This window comes from Sulfitobacter sp. S190 (genome assembly GCF_025141935.1).
Lineage (GTDB): Bacteria > Pseudomonadota > Alphaproteobacteria > Rhodobacterales > Rhodobacteraceae > Sulfitobacter.
In genome coordinates, this window is record NZ_CP081120.1 from 3,065,001 (window position 1) to 3,082,805 (window position 17,805).

11 protein-coding genes and 1 riboswitch are annotated in these 17,805 nt (G+C 62.2%); of the genes, 1 reads left to right on the top strand and 10 read right to left on the bottom strand.

All coding sequences use genetic code 11. The features are described 5' to 3' along the window. Window positions 1-496 precede the first annotated feature (496 nt). The 10 genes from ubiG to K3756_RS15330 all read right to left on the bottom strand — a co-directional run bounded on the left by ubiG (window position 497) and on the right by K3756_RS15330 (window position 15,990). Window positions 497-1,213: a bifunctional 2-polyprenyl-6-hydroxyphenol methylase/3-demethylubiquinol 3-O-methyltransferase UbiG gene (gene ubiG / locus K3756_RS15285; protein WP_259988864.1), complete on the bottom strand. Its 717-nt coding sequence runs from the start codon at window positions 1,211-1,213 to the stop codon at window positions 497-499. 132 nt (window positions 1,214-1,345) lie between these two features. Continuing rightward, window positions 1,346-4,189, bottom strand: a complete 2,844-nt coding sequence (gene gcvP / locus K3756_RS15290; protein WP_259988866.1) for an aminomethyl-transferring glycine dehydrogenase — start codon at window positions 4,187-4,189, stop codon at window positions 1,346-1,348. A gap of 15 nt (window positions 4,190-4,204) precedes the next feature. Then, on the bottom strand, window positions 4,205-4,564 hold the full coding sequence (gcvH, locus tag K3756_RS15295; RefSeq protein WP_259988868.1) for a glycine cleavage system protein GcvH: 360 nt from the start codon (window positions 4,562-4,564) through the stop codon (window positions 4,205-4,207). A 19-nt stretch (window positions 4,565-4,583) separates the two neighbouring features. After that, entirely contained in the window at window positions 4,584-5,705 is a 1,122-nt protein-coding gene (gcvT, locus tag K3756_RS15300) for a glycine cleavage system aminomethyltransferase GcvT (protein ID WP_259988870.1), read from the bottom strand. A gap of 166 nt (window positions 5,706-5,871) precedes the next feature. Then, window positions 5,872-5,956, bottom strand: a riboswitch (glycine riboswitch). A gap of 65 nt (window positions 5,957-6,021) precedes the next feature. Beyond that, on the bottom strand, window positions 6,022-6,960 hold the full coding sequence (locus tag K3756_RS15305) for an MYG1 family protein (RefSeq protein ID WP_259988872.1): 939 nt from the start codon (window positions 6,958-6,960) through the stop codon (window positions 6,022-6,024). A gap of 102 nt (window positions 6,961-7,062) precedes the next feature. Beyond that, window positions 7,063-7,371 carry a Dabb family protein gene (locus K3756_RS15310; RefSeq protein ID WP_259988874.1) on the bottom strand — a complete coding sequence of 103 codons (309 nt, stop codon included), beginning with the start codon at window positions 7,369-7,371 and terminating at the stop codon, window positions 7,063-7,065. 33 nt (window positions 7,372-7,404) lie between these two features. Continuing rightward, window positions 7,405-8,091, bottom strand: coding sequence for a D-lyxose/D-mannose family sugar isomerase (locus K3756_RS15315; protein ID WP_259988876.1), 687 nt, complete (start codon window positions 8,089-8,091; stop codon window positions 7,405-7,407). Window positions 8,092-8,174: 83 nt separating this feature from the next. Further along, entirely contained in the window at window positions 8,175-13,118 is a 4,944-nt protein-coding gene (locus K3756_RS15320; protein ID WP_259988878.1) for a DUF4214 domain-containing protein, read from the bottom strand. 366 nt (window positions 13,119-13,484) lie between these two features. Next, window positions 13,485-14,378 carry a GTP-binding protein gene (locus K3756_RS15325; protein ID WP_259988880.1) on the bottom strand — a complete coding sequence of 298 codons (894 nt, stop codon included), beginning with the start codon at window positions 14,376-14,378 and terminating at the stop codon, window positions 13,485-13,487. 10 nt (window positions 14,379-14,388) lie between these two features. Continuing rightward, on the bottom strand, window positions 14,389-15,990 hold the full coding sequence (locus tag K3756_RS15330; RefSeq protein ID WP_259988882.1) for an amidohydrolase: 1,602 nt from the start codon (window positions 15,988-15,990) through the stop codon (window positions 14,389-14,391). 186 nt (window positions 15,991-16,176) lie between these two features. Between K3756_RS15330 and K3756_RS15335 the strand changes: the two genes are divergently transcribed. Next, window positions 16,177-17,748, top strand: coding sequence for an ABC transporter substrate-binding protein (locus K3756_RS15335; protein ID WP_259988884.1), 1,572 nt, complete (start codon window positions 16,177-16,179; stop codon window positions 17,746-17,748). Window positions 17,749-17,805 lie beyond the last annotated feature (57 nt).

Here is a 17,805-nt window from a genome sequence, read left to right on the forward strand (position 1 = left end):
CTCTTACTCTGATATTCACCCCGAAGACACTCCGAAGCATCCGCTCCGTCCCGCCTCCGTGGCGCCCCGGTGCGCCTCAGCGCCGCCGGTGAAGGGGGTTCTAAGCCCAACAAACAAAACCCGCAAGCGCTTTTTTAATGGAAAATGACCAAAAGGTCGAAATTCCTCATCCGGCCCCGACGACTAAGCCCCAAACCCCATATTTATATAGGCTTATCGCCATTCAGGCACATGCTTTTGCATGCATAAAACTGCACAGGAAGCCGTCATTCGGGGCTTGGGCGCCTCTCGCAGCGCCTCAATCACGGCCCAAAAGGCTGCTGCCTGCCTGTCGTGCCTCTGAATCGGGATGAATCATCGTCGGAATCATCGGAATCGCGCCCCGTGATCTTTGGCGACTCGTTCCTTCGGGGCGAATCCGTTGGGCAACCCGGCTTTGCCTGCCTGTGGCCCGACTGTTCCCTTCTTCCGGGGAAGGCCACAGACTGCGCCGTCTTCAGCCTCCCGTGTTGCGCGTCGCAGTCCCCATGTAGATGATCCCCGTCATTGGCAGCCGACCGAATGTCAGGTCTCCGCGGCGGTTCACCCCGCGGGGTCCCAGACCGGTGAAGGTCTCGGGCGTGAAACCCGCAGCCCGCAGGCTTGCGCGCAGTTCGTCCGGTTTGATGAACATCTGCGGATCATGTGTCCCCTTGGGCAACAACCGCAGGACGTCTTCCGCCATGGTGATGGTGGCAAGGCGCGCCAGCGGATTGCGGTTGATGGTGTCAAAGAGGTATCGCCCCCCCGGCACCAGAACCCGAGCCACTTCGCGGTTGACCTGATCGAGGTCCTGCACGTGTTCCAGCACATCGACACAGACCACGGCATCAAAGCTGTCGTCATCATAGGGCAGTGCTTCGCCGACGCCGACATCATAGGTAATTGCATGGCCTTCGCTTGCGGCATGTGTTCGGGCGGCTTCGATCGCATCGCGGGCGGGATCAATACCCGTAACGGTAGCGCCGCGTTCGGCAAGCGCTTCGGCCATGAAGCCACCGGCGCATCCCAGATCGAGAACCCGTTTGCCGGCCCAGTCGATTTTCGTATCGAACCACGACAAACGGCCCGGCACCATGTTCTTGAGCGTGCGGACCCAGCGGATGTCGTCTGACCACCAGTTGGCGGCCACGTCGTCATAGATGTCGAGATTGTTGCGTGCGGTCTGTGCCATCGGGGTGCCTCGTCCTTGTGGTGCACTACAAGACCTAGGGCAAAGCCGCCGCAGAACGAGCGTGGCTGCTGCGACAAATCTGAGCAGAATGGCAGAGGCCCGGGGATCTGGTGATGCCCGGGCCTTGTCGTCTTATTCGGCGGCTTCCGCGTAGTCGGTCATGGGAGGACAGGTGCAGGTGAGGTTGCGGTCCCCCCATGCGTTGTCGACCCGGTTGACGGGCGGCCAGTATTTATCGACCCGGAACGCACCGGGCGGGAAGCATCCGGTTTCGCGGTCGTAGGGGCGGTCCCACTCCTTGACCAGATCCTCCATCGTGTGCGGCGCGTTCTTGAGAGGATTGTTGTCGGCGTCGATCTTGCCCTCTTCGATCTGCGCAATCTCGGCCCGAATGGCGAGCATGGCGTCACAGAAACGGTCAAGCTCGGCCTTGGTCTCCGACTCCGTGGGTTCGATCATCAGCGTCCCCGCAACAGGCCAGCTCATCGTGGGGGCGTGGAAGCCGCAGTCGATCAGCCGCTTGGCAATGTCGTCGACGGTCACATGGGCACTGTCGGCGAAGGGCCGGGTGTCAATGATGCACTCATGCGCCACGCGACCGGAAGTCCCGCGGTAAAGAACGTCGAATGCCCCCTCCAGCCGTTTGGCGATGTAGTTCGCGTTAAGTATGGCGACGCGTGTTGCCTGCGTCAGACCCTCGCCGCCCATCATCAGGCAATAGGCCCATGAAATCGGCAGCAGCGACGGCGATCCGTAGGGTGCGGCAGACACGGCCCCTTCCCCGGTGTTGGGATCGCCGGGCAGATGCGGGATCAGGTGATCCTTGACGCCGATGGGGCCCATACCGGGACCACCCCCGCCGTGCGGGATGCAGAACGTCTTGTGCAGGTTGAGGTGGCTGACGTCACCGCCCAGATCGCCGGGACGCGACAGACCCACCATCGCGTTCATGTTGGCCCCGTCGATGTAAACCTGCCCGCCCGCGTCATGGATGATCTGGCACACCTCGATCACGGTTTCTTCGAACACGCCGTGGGTGGAGGGATAAGTGATCATGCAGCCTGCGAGGTTGTCGCGGTGCTGGTCCACCTTGCTACGGAAATCATCAAGGTCGATATCACCGCGATCGTCGGATTTGACCGGCACGACTTTCCAGCCGACCATTTGCGCAGATGCGGGATTGGTGCCGTGGGCGTTCATCGGAATGAGGCAGATGTTGCGGTGCCCTTCGCCGTTGGCGCGGTGGTAGCCCGCGATGGTCAGCAGACCCGCATATTCGCCCTGCGCCCCAGAATTGGGCTGCATGGATATCGCGTCATAGCCGGTCACGTCGCACAGTTTGTCCGACAGATCGGCAATCATCTCGTGGTAGCCCTCGGCCTGATCGCGCGGCACGAAGGGATGCAGCAGGGAAAACTCGTCCCATGACACCGGCATCATCTCTGCGGCGGAGTTCAGCTTCATCGTGCACGACCCCAAGGGGATCATCGCGCGGTCGAGCGCCAGATCACGGTCCGCGAGGCGGCGCATGTAGCGCATCATCTCGGTCTCGGCCCGGTTCATGTGGAATACCGGATGGGTCAGGAAATCAGAGGTGCGGATCAGCTTTTCGGGCATGTGGTAATGCGGGGTGTAGTCCTTGTCCGCACGGTCGATGCCGAAGGCGCGCCAGACCGCTTCGATGGTTGCGGGGCGGGTACGTTCATCGAGCGTGATGCCGACCTGCGTGTCGCCCACGGCACGCAGATTGATGCCTTCGTCGACGGCGGATTTCATCACGGCCTGCTGCAAGGGCCCCACATCGACGGTGATCGTGTCGAAGAAGGCGGCGGGCCGGACATCGAACCCGCCCATTTTCAGACCTTCGGCCAGTCGGGCGGTTTTGCGGTGTATCCGCTGAGCGATGGCGCGCAGGCCCTGAGGCCCGTGGAAAACGGCGTAGAAGCCCGCCATGACCGCCAGAAGCGCCTGCGCGGTGCAGACATTCGATGTCGCCTTTTCGCGCCGGATATGCTGTTCGCGCGTTTGCAGCGACAAACGGTAGGCCCGGTTGCCGTGACTGTCGATGGACACCCCCACGATCCGGCCTGGCATGTTGCGCGCATAGCTCTGGCGCGTCGCCATGTAGGCCGCGTGCGGACCGCCGTAGCCGACCGGCACGCCGAACCGCTGGGTCGTGCCCACGGCAATGTCGGCGCCCATGGCACCGGGTTCCTTGAGCAACGTCAAAGACAGCGGATCCGCCGCAATGATGCCGATGGCCTTGGCCGAATGCAGCGCGTCGATCTGGGGTGTGAAATCGCGCAGATGCCCGTGGGTGCCGGGGAACTGAAAGATCGCGCCGAACACCGTTTCGGCATCCAGATCATTGGGGCTGCCCACAGTGATTTCGATGCCGAGCGGTGCCGCGCGGGTTTTCATCACGGCGATGTTCTGCGGGTGGCAGTTTTCGTCGACGAAAAAGCCCTTGAGTTTGGATTTGGACACCCGTTGCGCCATGGTCATCGCCTCGGCGCAGGCGGTCGCCTCGTCCAGCAGCGAGGCATTGGCGATTTCCAGACCGGTCAGATCGGAGACCATGGTCTGGAAATTCAAGAGCGCCTCGAGCCGGCCCTGAGAGATTTCGGGCTGGTAGGGGGTGTAGGCGGTATACCACGCGGGGTTTTCGAAAATATTGCGCTGGATCGCGGGGGGCGTGACCGTCCCGTGATACCCCTGCCCGATGAGCGAGGTCAGCACCTTGTTCTTGGCTGCCGTCACCTTCATGTGGTGCAGCAGTTCGCGTTCGGATTTCGGCTTGCCAAAATCGAGCGGTTCTTTCTGACGAATGGCCGGTGGCAGCGTATCGTCGATGAGCGCGTCGAGATCTTTCGCCCCCACCGTATCGAGCATCTGCGCCATCTCATCGGGTGATGGACCGATGTGCCGACGGTTGGCAAAGTCGTAGGGAAGATAGTCGGTGGGGGTAAATGTCATCTGGTGGCCCTCAGCTTAACCAATCATTGCCTTGTAGGCGTCTTCGTCCATGTAATCGTCCATCTGGGACGGATCGGACGGCTTGATCTTGAAAAACCAGCCTTCGCCGGTGGCGTCTTCGTTGGCCAGCGCGGGGTTGTCGCCCAAGGCTTCATTCACAGCGGTGATTTCACCGTCGAGCGGGGCCATGATGTCAGACGCGGCCTTCACGGATTCAATGACGACGATTTCGTCATCCTTTTCCACGGTCGTGCCGACGTCGGGCAATTCGACAAAAACGATGTCGCCCAGCTGTTCGGTGGCGTGGGCGGTGATGCCCACCACGATCACATCGCCTTCGGTGCGCAGCCATTCGTGTTCTTCTGTGTATTTCATGGTCGTGTCTCTCTGTTGGTTATCGTTTGAAGTTCGCGGGCGTGAAGGGCATGGCGACCACGCGCAGCGGCAGGCGTCTGCCGCGCAGATCGCCATAGACCGTTGTGCCGATTTCGGCGTGACCAAGGTCAACGTAACCCATCGCAACCGGCCCCCCTACCGTCGGACCAAAGCCGCCGGACGTAATCTGGCCGATGGGATCTGCCGCGGTGTCATCGGCATAGAGCGCAACGCCTTCGCGCATCGGTGCGCGGCCCTCGGGCAACAGGCCCACGCGTTTGCGCCCCGCGCCCCCCTGCATCTGGGCAAAGATGTATTCGGCACCGGGAAAGCCACCTGCCCGCGCGCCATCCGGGCGGCGCACCTTCTGGACGGCCCAGGTCAGCGCGGCTTCGACCGGGGTGGTTTCGGTGTCGATGTCGTGACCGTAGAGGCATAGCCCCGCCTCCAGCCGCAGCGAATCCCGTGCGCCAAGGCCGATCGGTTCGACATCGGGATGCGCCAGAAGCGTTCTGGCCAGCGCCACCGCGTCTGTGGCGGGGACCGAAATCTCGTAGCCGTCCTCACCGGTGTAGCCCGAGCGCGAAACCCAGCAGTCGGACCCGTCAAGCGTCAGGGTGGCCACATCCATGAAACGCATCTGCGCGGCGGCGGGATCAAGCTGCGACAGGACGGCCTGCGCGGACGGTCCCTGCAAAGCCAAGAGCGCGCGGTCGGTCACCTCTGTCACCTCGATGCCCGGCATGGCGCCGGCCATATGCGCGATGTCATCGGATTTGCACGCGGCATTCACCACGACAAAGACGTGGTCGCCCCGGTTGGCCAGCATCAGGTCGTCGGTGATGCCGCCCGCGTCATTGGTAAAAAAACCATACCGCTGGCGGTTTTCGCCCAGACCCAGCACATCGACCGGCACAAGGGCCTCGAGCGCCGTGGCAGCCTGTTCGTAGTCACGGCCCTTCACGATGACCTGCCCCATGTGGCTGACATCGAACAAACCGGCCTTGGTGCGGGTGTGATTGTGTTCTTTCATCACGCCAAGGGGATATTGCACCGGCATCGCGTAGCCTGCGAAGGGCACCATTTTCGCGCCGAGTTCCACGTGCAGATCGTGCAGCGGCGTTTCCAGCAAATCAGACATCTTGTGCCTTTCGTCTTTTGCCGGGTCGATCAGGAAAATCGGTCGGCACCACAGGATGCAAAGGCGTTTGGCCCTTGCTGCGATGCCTCCTCTGTCTTTGCGCCGTTGGCGCGCCTGAGATTGCTATCCCTTCGGCGGGTGCGGCTGCACCACTCTCCAGAGTTTTGGTTCAATGTCGGTCCTGTGGCCTGAGAGTTTCCGAGGCAGTTGCTCCTTCGGCACCAGTAAACTGGTTCTCCCGACATCGTTCTTATGGGCGCTATTTGCGGCGCTTTGTGCGGCGCTGTCAACCGTTATGCTGCGCGGTGGGGCGCGATCAGGAAGCGGTGTCTGCCTCGGCAGTATGCAGCGCGCGCGCGGCCATCGCCACGATTGCATCGCGGTCGCGGGCGACGGCGATGAAGCGGCCATTGTGACAGAACCGCGCGCCCTCGACGCCGCTCGCCGCTTCGAGAGCCGCATCGGTCAGGCCGGCCCACGCGGCGGGAAGATCGGCGCGGGTGTCGAATGTATCGTCCCCAGTGCGGATCGTGGTCAGCGCCCAATCTCCCCCGTCGCGTGGATGAATGACGAACAGAAGGTGATCGGCACCCGCTTCTTCGATTCCGGCGCGGAACGGCATGCCCATCGGCAGTTCGAGCACACGCGCATCGCCCGCCTGCGCGATGGCCTGCGCCACGATTTCCTGTGCACGCAGTTTCGCGGCCTTGCGGCGCACGGACGCTTCGACAAATGCACGCGCCACCGGCAGGGCCTGTGCAAAGGCGGTGTCATCGGCACCCGGCTCGCGCGCATCGAACACGGGTTTGAGTGTTTCCAGCAACACAGGCAGGGTAAGGCCCGTAAATAGGGGACCGGCCTCGGACGCATCAACCGCGCCATTGTCGATCAGATCGACCGGCAGCACGAACTGCGCGTCAAAGCTGGCGAGCACCGTCTCGATGTCGGCATCGGGTACGTCCATGGCGCGCAGGTAGTCACGGCCGAAGTGCGCCCAGATCAGCCCAAACGCGCTATAGGGCTGGCCGGTGTCGCGCAGCGGATTGGGGCGTTGGTGATGGTCGAAGATCATCGCAGCCGCATCGAAATCGCGGCCCACGTCGTAGATGATCTTGCCCTCGCCCGGTGTGATCCAGTCCGCATCCCGGCTTCGGATCAGCGCCGCATCGGGATAGAGCCGGGCCAGAATGACCGTCGACAGCAATTCATCGGCATGAAAGCCGCCCGAATGGGTCACGAGATGTGTAATGGTCATGGTCTGGCCCCCGCAGGAAAGGTGCAATGTCGCGATGCTTTTGCGCGTCTAGGGGAAAACTGCGTTGCCGTACAAGCCCTTTCGGCGCGGTGGCAGCGGTGGTCACACGTCGATATCGAGCACAAGCAGCCCGTCGATGCCGCCTTTGGCATGCTCGACCAGTTGCGCGCCAAGCGCCTTGTGTCGCGGATGGTCGGCGTATTGTTGCAGGGCTTCCCAGTCGTCAAAATCAATGACAAAGCCGTGGTTGTATCCGCGCTCGATCTGCTCGGGGCTTTGGGAACGACCACCAGTGAACCCCTGCGCCCCCGGCATATCGCTCACCAACTGCGAGAGATCACCGTAAATCTGCGCAATTGCGCTTTCGGGTACGTCAGGTTTGAATTTGGTCAGTACGATATGACGGATCATGGGACGGTCCTGTGGCAAATGCCGGGGTACCGGTCAGTCAAGGTGGGTCGCGTAATCGCTGACAAGCAGATGGAGCGGGTCCACGTCCTCTTCGATCTGCGCGAAACGTCCGATCGGATCCTTGAAGATGTTGTCGGTTTCATCGTCATTGACGGTCGATACCTCGCCGATCAGCACATCGCCCCCTTCCCCCCAGAACGCGTGCCAGTCTCCGGGGCGCAGGGTGACACTCTGGCCGGGCGCCAGCACCAGCTTTTCGCCCGGCGCATAGGGCATTACCACTCCGTCGCACATCACGGTGCCGCCACGGTCCTGCGCAAAGTTGCCATCGTCGTCGGAGCCGAAAAGTTCGACCACAAGATCGGCGCCGCCCCGGTTGATGATATCTTCGGCCTTGATCACATGGGTGTGCATCGGCGAAAGCTGATCGCGCCGCGAGATCAACAGCTTTTCGGCGTAACACATGCCGCCTCCGGCCCGCAGATCGGACAGGATGCCGTTGCGCAGGGTGAACAGGAAAAGCCCCATCCGGTCAAAATCGCCAGCGCCATAATCGGTGATATCCCAACCGCACCGCGCGTCGATGACATGCCGCGCGGCAGTTGCGTTCTGGCGAAACTCGGCTGGCGTCCAATAGGCGAACGGCGGCAGCACCTGACCGAAGCTGCGCATCATGTCGTCAGCTTCGGTCAGGATCTTGTTGATGTCGGATCGCTTCACGGCGCGTGCCCTCCTGCGCAAGGTCTGCGCGACGCTTGCGCAAAAGGGCGTGAGCCGTCAAGCGGAGCCGTGAGCGCGGATGATCAGATCAGGATCATATCGTCCGAAATCTGCGCCAGATTGGTGTCATGGAACACCACAGATACGTTGTCATGGGCAAAGATCACCTTGTCGCCCGCTTGGGCCATTGCATCTTTCGCATCTGTAATGCTGTCAAAGTCAAAGGCCTGCAGATCGATCGTATCCCACGCTTCGAGGTCCACCACCGTGTTCATGCTTGCCGCATCAGTGGGCCGGAATACAAAGATGTCCGACCCCTTGCCGCCCACTAGGATGTTGGTGCCCGCTCCTGCGTCGAGCCGGTCATCAACGCCCTGTGCGCGCATCCAAGCAGCAAGGTCATCGGCGCTTTCGCGGATGAACTCGAGGCTTTGTGAAAACGCTTCGACGACCGCCTCGCGGCTCCAGCTGTCGCTGGCCAATCTGGCGGTCCAGCCATCGAGGCCCTGCGCATCGGGGCTGCGGTCCAGCACGTTTTGGTAAAGCAGCGTCACGAATTCGGCGTCGGTCGTATCGGAATAGGTCTGCTGGAACTCGCGGCTGCCGGTAAAGCCCGCGACGGCATCGCCCATCGCCATGCCTTCGGCCAGTTTACCGCTCCATCCGTCAAAACCGGCAGCGTCCGGTGCGCGCCCCAGTGTCGCCTGATACAGGCGGAACACATCGTCGCTGAAGCTCGCTTGCAGCAGGGGTTCGCTGACCCCCATCGCATCGATTTCGGTCTTCTGGATGAACTCGGGACTTTGCGCCATGCCCAATACGATGTCTGCGCGGCTCGCCTGCCCGCTATCAAGCGCCTGCGTCCAGCCGGCGAACCCTGCCGCATCCGGTTCCCGGCCCAGCACATTGTTGTAAAGCAAGCTGACAAATTCGCCCGTATCGAGGGGCCCGTAGCGGTTAGAGAACTCCGGCGAGGCGGTGATGAGGCCCGCGAGATCGATGAGATCGCGGTCGCCCGATGTCAGCTGATCCACCCAGTCGCGCAGGCCGACGACATCGGGTTCGCGCCCCAGTGTGGCCTGATAAAGCCGGTAAAGCTGTGCGGCCGCCGTATCGAAAGCGGTATCTGTCTGCTCTGCAATGAGGACGTCATCGCCGTCGGTGCCGATCATCACGTCGGCAGAGGCCGTACCGGTCATCAGGCCTTCGGGCATTGTTTCCGCAGCAGGTGCGCCGCCGCGACCAAGCTGTCCCGCGTCGCCGGTGCCGAAACCCGCGGCGCGCTGGTCTGCCGCGCTGATCACGCTGTCGAAGATGACAAAATCGCTGATCGTTCCGTTGAAATGGCTGTGGATACGGTCGGCACTGCCCGAGATATTGTTTGCGCCACTGCCGCCGACAATCAGATACTCTTTGTTGTTGAGCATGTTGTAGGACACGTCGGGCTTATAGGCGACGCGCGCGCCGTCGAGCATGACTTCGACGCCCGCGGGCCCGAATGTCACGGCCAGATCATAGGCCACGCCCGCCTCGATCAGACCCTGCGCCTCGAGATAGTAGGACTTCTCCGCGTCCTGCACCCGCAGTTGCAACGTGCCCACATTATTCAACGACGCGATAATGTGCCCGCCGTTGCCCTTGTCGGTGGCGTCCTTGGAAAAGAGCACCTGATAGTCCGTCAGCGCGTCGGCCACGAAATTCATGGCGATGGTGCCGCTGTCGAGGGCCAGCGCGTCGGCATGGGCGAAGGTCAAAGGCGCCCGCGCATCGGTCGTAAAGCTGTGGCTGCCGCCCGCGGCAAAGACCGGCGCGGGCAAACCGTCGATGCTCAGGTCCGCCGCGCGCATCACCCCACTAGGGGGGGCCTGGTTGGGGGCGTTTGTGCCGTTTGTTTGTGGGCTGAGGGCTTCTTGCAGGTCGTCGATGGTGTGCACGATGCCGTAGGCGGGGGCGGCGGTGTGTTCGATGTCGCTGAGTTTGACGAGATCGCCGTAAACCGTGATCTGGCCCAGCTGGTCGTCGTTATGCGCGCCGCCGTTCTTGCCCTGATCGGAGTAGAGCGCGATCACCGAGTGGTCCATCACACCATCGCCGTTCACGTCGCCGTAGGTGATCGAGGCGATCTGCGTCGTGTGGCCCTCGATCACCAGCCGGTCGCCGTCGGCGCGGCTGAAGTCGGTGACCATGTCGTTGCCGATCACGTCAACCCAGTGGTCGTGCAGCTTGTCGTTTTCGCCCGCCACGCCGTGCCAGTTGATCGTGCCATCGTCGCGCGTGTGCTTTTCGATGTAGCGTTCCTTGGCGTTGATCAGCGTCTGGAAGTAGAAAATATCCGCCCCCGCGCCGCCCGTCAGCACGTCATCCGCCGGGATCGGCTGATCGGGGTAGAGCTTGCCGTTGGTCAGCTCGCCCAGCGGGTCGCCTTCGTCGCGGTCGGGATCGTAGAAGATCGCGCCCTCGCGGCCGTCCGCACGGCTGATCAGCAGATCGTCGCCCGCGCCGCCGTTCAACCGGTCCTCGCCGTGCCCGCCATCCAGAATGTCGCGCCCGGTGCCGCCGTTGAGCGTGTCGTTGCCGTAGTCGCCCTGCAGGATGTCATCGCCGCCCGCGCCGACCAGCCGGTCGTTGCCGCCGCCCCCGTTCAGCCCGTCCGCACCGGTCGTGCCGTCCAGCGTGCCGGCTTGCCCGCCGTCCACCTGTAGCGCGGGCATCCGGGTCATATGGCCATGATGGGTCGCACCATAGGACATCATGATCGCCTTGAGCGTGTCGGATGCGTGATGCACATCGCCCAGCACCGGCAGCAGATCCTCCATCATCGCGGCCATGCGCGCGGGATCGTCCAGCGCCGGATCGACCGCCTGCGCCAGCGCGAGAATCTGCTGCTCGCCCAGCTGCTGGCCAAAGATCATGACGTTGCCGATGTCGCCCTCGAACAGGCTGTGCGCGTCGCGGTCATCGGTTTCGTGCCAGGCGCGGCTGCCGCCGATCACCAGCGCGCGGTCGTTGGCCGAAATGCCCATCTTGAACTGCGGCTCGGCGGCGACAAGCTCACCGTCCAGCCAGATCTTGAGCCCCTCCGTGCCGAAGGTCACCGCAAGCTGGTAGGTCTGCTGCGCGCTCAGCACCAGATCTGGCACCTTGAGCCACTCCGTCTCGCCCGCGCTTTCCTGTGTCACCACCAGCGTGCCGTCCTGCACCCAGACCGTCAGATGCCCGCCGTCCTCGCGGCCCCGACCGTCCTTGGACAAAACCGCATGCATCCCCGGCAGGTTGTCGAGCGAAAAACTCAACGAAACCGTCCCGCCCCCAAGCTCCAGACTGCGCTGATGACCAACGTCCATATAATCACCGGCCGCGCCGGAAAATGTATGCGTGCCCTCGATCGCGAAGGCCGGTGTCGGCACACCGGCAACCCTGACGTCGCCAAGCTGTGGCACCCCGTTCGGGGGGGCCTGGTTCGGGGCGTTTGTGCCGTTTGTTTGCGGGCTGAGGGCTTCTTGCAGGTCGTCGATGGTGTGCACGATGCCGTAGGCGGGGGCGGCGGTGTGTTCGATGTCGCTGAGTTTGACGAGATCGCCGTAAACCGTGATCTGGCCCAGCTGGTCGTCGTTATGCGCGCCGCCGTTCTTGCCCTGATCGGAGTAGAGCGCGATCACCGAGTGGTCCATCACGCCATCGCCGTTCACGTCACCGTAGGTGATCGAGGCGATCTGCGTCGTGTGGCCCTCGATCACCAGCCGGTCGCCGTCGGCGCGGCTGAAGTCGGTGACCATGTCGTTGCCGATCACGTCGACCCAGTGGTCGTGCAGCTTGTCGTTTTCGCCCGCCACGCCGTGCCAGTTGATCGTGCCATCGTCGCGCGTGTGCTTTTCGATGTAGCGTTCCTTGGCGTTGATCAGCGTCTGGAAGTAGAAAATATCCGCCCCCGCGCCGCCCGTCAGCACGTCATCCGCCGGGATCGGCTGATCGGGGTAGAGCTTGCCGTTGGTCAGCTCGCCCAGCGGGTCGCCTTCGTCGCGGTCGGGATCGTAGAAGATCGCGCCCTCGCGGCCGTCCGCACGGCTGATCAGCAGATCGTCGCCCGCGCCGCCGTTCAACCGGTCCTCGCCGTGCCCGCCGTCCAGAATATCGCGCCCGGTGCCGCCGTTGAGCGTGTCGTTGCCGTAGTCGCCCTGCAGGATGTCATCGCCGCCCGCGCCGACCAGCCGGTCGTTGCCGCCGCCCCCGTTCAGCCCGTCCGCACCGGTCGTGCCGTCCAGCGTGCCGGCTTGCCCGCCGTCCACCTGCAGCGCGGGCATCCGGGTCATATGGCCGTGATGGGTCGCACCGTAGGACATCATGATCGCCTTGAGCGTGTCGGATGCGTGGTGCACATCGCCCAGCACCGGCAGCAGATCCTCCATCATCGCGGCCATGCGCGCGGGATCGTCCAGCGCCGGATCGACCGCCTGCGCCAGCGCGAGAATCTGCTGCTCGCCCAGCTGCTGGCCAAAGATCATGACGTTGCCGATGTCGCCCTCGAACAGGCTGTGCGCGTCGCGGTCATCGGTTTCGTGCCAGGCGCGGCTGCCGCCGATCACCAGCGCACGGTCGTTGGCCGAAATGCCCATCTTGAACTGCGGCTCGGCGGCGACAAGCTCACCGTCCAGCCAGATCTTGAGCCCCTCCGTGCCGAAGGTCACCGCAAGCTGGTAGGTCTGCTGCGCGCTCAGCACCAGATCGGGCACCTTGAGCCACTCCGTCTCGCCCGCGCTTTCCTGCGTCACAACCAGCGTGCCGTCCTGCACCCAGACCGTCAGATGCCCGCCGTCCTCGCGGCCCCGACCGTCCTTGGACAAAACCGCATGCATCCCCGGCAGGTTGTCGAGCGAAAAACTCAGCGAAACCGTCCCGCCCCCAAGCTCCAGACTGTGCTGATGACCAACGTCCATATAATCTCCGGCAGCGCCGGAATAGCTGCGGGTTTCGAGATCTTCGTATACGGGCGTGAGGGACAGCGGGTTTTGCGGAGCGGTCTGGGCCATCGGGGATCCTTGAGTTTGTCAGCGTGGTAATGGCATAGCCATTGAATCTGGATAGAATGCGGCAGAAGTGTTAATAAAAAGGGGGTCGCGGCCCATACGGCGGGAGTTCGCCAATGGGGGTCTAAAAAATTGTAATCAAATGGTTTTTATTATTCCGGCGCACCGAAGATCACAGCGCAAAGCAATTTTTTGCCACTAAATAGTCGGAATTGCGTTAATCCGCCGACCAATTGCGGCAACGTAATTCGCCGAATTGCCCGATGCTGAATGAATTATGTAAATATTGTGCGGTTTATGCCAGCCCGCATTCTCGCCCCAAAAGGTTAATGATCGAATTGCGGATTTGCGCCGGTTGTATATGCCGCCCTATTCCGCGGCGACCCAACGGGATGCCACGGCGGACAGATCCGCGCCCCACTTCTGGGCGATGATCACTACGCCGGGGGTGGCGCCTGCGGGGGCGTCCGAGACAGCCCAGCGCCGCCCGACCGTGTGAATGGCCCGCATGCCTTCGGGCGTCGGGACGAACCCTTTTGCGCGGACCAGATTTTGCTCGGGCGCGGCGAGAAATCTTGCCACTGCCTCGACGTCGCAGTCGGTGTCGAAGCCTATGATACGGCTTTGAAACGCGTCGGCGTGCGGATGGAAATCGGTCAAGGCTTCTCCATCATGGCTTTCGTGGCGCTGCAATACGACCGGATTTGGCACCTTTGCATGGTGGGCTTTCACGACGGTCGCGTTCGGGGCCTTTTCGCCCAGCCAGTTTTGCAGCGCGCCGACGCCGTCCTGTGCGACGAGATCGCATTTGTTCAGAAGCACGAGATCGGCGTCAGACAACTGCCGTTCGATCGTGTCGCCGATATACGCATCGCTTACCTGTGTGCGGATCGTTTCGGCATCCGCGAGCACGACGATCCCGTCTACAGCAAGCCCATCCATGATCGATACGGACGCCGCGATTGCACCGGGCATCGCAACGCCGCTGGCTTCGATGAGAATATGGTCCGGGGTCTGCTCCAGTGCCGACAGATCGAGCATCGCCTGAATGAGGTCATTGCCGTAGCTGCAGCACACGCAGCCGCCCGCGATTGAAATCATCGTCTCGTCCTGCGCCTCGATCAGGTCCGCATCAATCGGCAATGAACCGAATTCATTGACCAGCACGGCGAGCTTCGTTCCGTCCGCGTGGCGCAAAAGGTGGTTCACCAGCGTTGTCTTTCCCGCCCCGAGGTAGCCTCCGATCACCGTTACCGGCAGCATAGCGCGGGCCTCAGACGTCGGCGGCCGCAAACACGCGGCCCGCCTGTACCGTGCCCCAGACACGCACGTCCTTGATGCTGTCGGCCGTGGCTTCGGTCGGGTCGTCCTCGAGCACGGCGAAATCGGCGCGTTTGCCGGCCTCGATGGACCCGATCTCTCCGTCGAGCTTGAGCGTATAGGCCGCGCCCAGCGTGATGGCATGCAGGGCTTCGGGGATGGTGATGCGTTCACTTTCACCCAGAACGCGGCCGGATGCCGTGAGGCGGTTCACGGCACACCACGCGGTAAAGAGCGGACCAAGCGGTGTGATGGGCGCATCGGAGTGGATTCCCATCGGGATCGCGTTGTCGAGAGCCGTTCGGCAGGCGTTCATGCGTTCGGCCCGCTCCGGCCCGACGGTCAGGGCGTAGTGTTCATCCCCCCAATAGAAGTGGTGATTGGCGAACAGATTGACGCACATCCCAAGCTTGGCCATCTGGCGGAATTGCGCGGCATCGGCCAGCTGGCAATGCTGCAGCGTAAAGCGGTGATCGCGGGCCGGATGTTTCTGAAGCGCCTTTTCAAGCGTCTCCAGTGCCAGCTGTGTCGCCTGATCCCCATTGGTATGGGTGTGGACCAGCAAGCCGTGTTCTAGCGCCTTTTCGTAGATGGTCAGCATGTGTTCGGGGGTGATGTACCACAGTCCGTTCGGCGCACCGTTGTAGTAGCCCGGCGCACGCATGCGGGCGGAGAATCCCTGAATGGAGCCGTCTGCCACCACTTTGATCGCGCCGAGCCGGAGCCGGTCCGTGGAGCGATTGCGCAGGGATATCGCATGCTCGATCAGCTCTTCCGTAGTCAGCCCGTGGAAAAAGCGCAGCGCCATCACGCGGGCGGGAAACTTTGGCTCGCCGGTGACCTTGATCATCATGTCTGCCACGTCATCGGACATTCTCGCGGCGAGATCGGTAACCGTGGTCACGCCTGCGCGCACGCACAGCCGGCCGAAGTCGCGCAGGCCGCGTTCGTCACAGGCCAGCATGTCGCGGTTGAACCCCACGTGCGCACCCACCGGTGTCATGATGTCGGGGCCTTTCAGTTCGCCAGTGGGCAGACCGTCATCGCCCAGCGGCACGCCGGGGTGGTTCACGCCGGGCTTGAGCAGTCCCGCCAGTTCGAGTGCCTTTGAATTGACGTTCATGATGTGCCCGGAGGCGTGCAGCACGCCCACGGGGCGGGTTGTCGAGACCTGATCAAGATCGGCGCGGGTCACGCGTTCGTTGTTGAAGTAGATCGGATCGAGCTGCCAGCCGGGCAAGGGAGCATCGGGGTCTTCCCGCGATTGCTCAGCGGCCTTGAGGCGCGCGAGCACGGCATCCTTGTTCTTGAGCCCGTCCCAGACCTTTCCGTCCGGATCCATGCGGTCGAAATAGCCGCAAAAGGTATAGCGCCACAGGGTGCCTTCCATTGTGTGCGCGTGCCCTTCGACAAGTCCGGGCATCAGAACCTTCTGGGCAAACTGTGTATCGAGGGTGTAGTCCCCCCAGCCTTCGAGCTCTTCCAGTGTGCCCGCGCCGATGATCTGGCCGTCCTGCACCGCGACATGGGTGACCGCGGGGCGCGCGGGATTCATGGTTATGATTTTGCGCGCTTGCTAGATCGTGATCACAGATCGGCCCCCATATCTGAGTGTTTTCTTCGCAAAACGTAGAAGGTTTTCGATGAACCGCACGAGATCAGGGCCGAGGTAAATTTTTAAGTGATGGTGCAACCCTGTTCTAGGCTCGGCGCAATAACAGACCAAAGGGAGTGAAATTTTATGAAGCGAATGCTCAGCACACTGGCGACATCCGTCGCGGCAGCCGCCGTCCTGGCGACCTCTGCGATCGCCGAGGATCCAAAGCGTGGCGGCCCGCTGACAATGGCCTTGCAACAAACTCCGCGGCACCTGAACCCCGCAGTCCAGTCTGGCACCGCAACGGGCCAGCCGGGCACACAGCTGTTTGCGTCGCTCCTGCGCTACGACGAGGGATGGGATCCGCAACCCTATTTGGCCGAGACTTGGGAAGTGGCCGAAGACGGCCTGTCCGTGACGATCAATCTGGTCAAGGGAGCCACGTTCCACGACGGGCAGCCGATCACGTCGGAGGATGTTGCGTTCTCCATCGACACCGTCAAGGCGAACCACCCCTTCAAATCGATGTTCGCCCCGGTGACCGAAGTCGAAACACCCGATGCGCATACGGCCGTTATCAAACTGTCCAAGCCGCATCCTGCATTGCTGCTTGCCATGTCGTCACAGCTGCTGTCGATCATCCCCAAGCACGTCTATGGTGACGGACAGGACCCCAAGGCGCACCCTGCCAATTCCAACGATGTTGTCGGTTCGGGGCCGTTCAAGCTGGTCGAATTCAAACCCGGCGAACACGTCATTCTTGAGCGGAACGAAGACTATTTCATCGATGGGCTGCCCTATCTCGACCGTATCGTGATGCGCATTCTTCCCGATGAAACGACGCGCACAATCGCCCTGGAAAGCGGTGAGCTGTTGCTGTCCGGTTTTGAGCAGAACCCGCGCAATATCGTGCGTCTGCAAAAGAACGATGGATTGACGGTAAACGCCGACGGCTATGCCGCGATCGGGCCGGTAAACTGGCTGGCGTTCAACACCAAGGGCGAGAAAACATCCGACCACAAGGTACGTCAGGCGATCGCGTATGCCGTCGATCGCAATTTCATCAACAAGGCGCTGAACCTCGGCACGGCGCCCGACGCGCTCACCGGTATTCACCCCGGCAGCCCGTTCTACGACGCCACGGTCGAGGCCTATGATGTCGATCTGGACAAGGCGAACGCCTTGCTCGATGAGGCGGGTTACGAAAAAGGGTCTGACGGGATGCGTTTTGCGCTGACTGTCGATTACGGCTGGCCGGGCATGAAGCCCTATGCCGAATACATGAAACCCCAGCTGAAAAAGATCGGTATCGATGTTGCGGTGCGCTCTTCTGCGGATTTCCCGACATGGGCCAAGCGCATCTCGACGTGGGATTTCGACATGACGATGGACAACGTGTTCAACTGGGGTGACCCGGTGATCGGCGTGCACCGGACATACTCGTCGGACAACATCAAGGAGGGCGTCATCTGGTCCAATACGCAGCAATACTCCAACGCGCGCGTGGACGAGTTGATGGAAGCTGCCGGCGCGACCAACGACACGGAAGAGCGTAAGAAACTCTATGCCGAGTTCCAGCAGATCATCGCTGATGAGCTGCCGCTGTATCCTTTGTGGGCCTCGCCCTACCACACGATTTCCGCAAGCTCGGTCGGGAATGCGCCGGTCAGCGTCTGGGGCACGTCCAGCCCGCTGGACCGTGTGTATCTGAAGTAGGTTCCTTGCGGACACGCGCCCGGACCGCAGTCGCGGACCGGGCGTTTTCAATTCTCT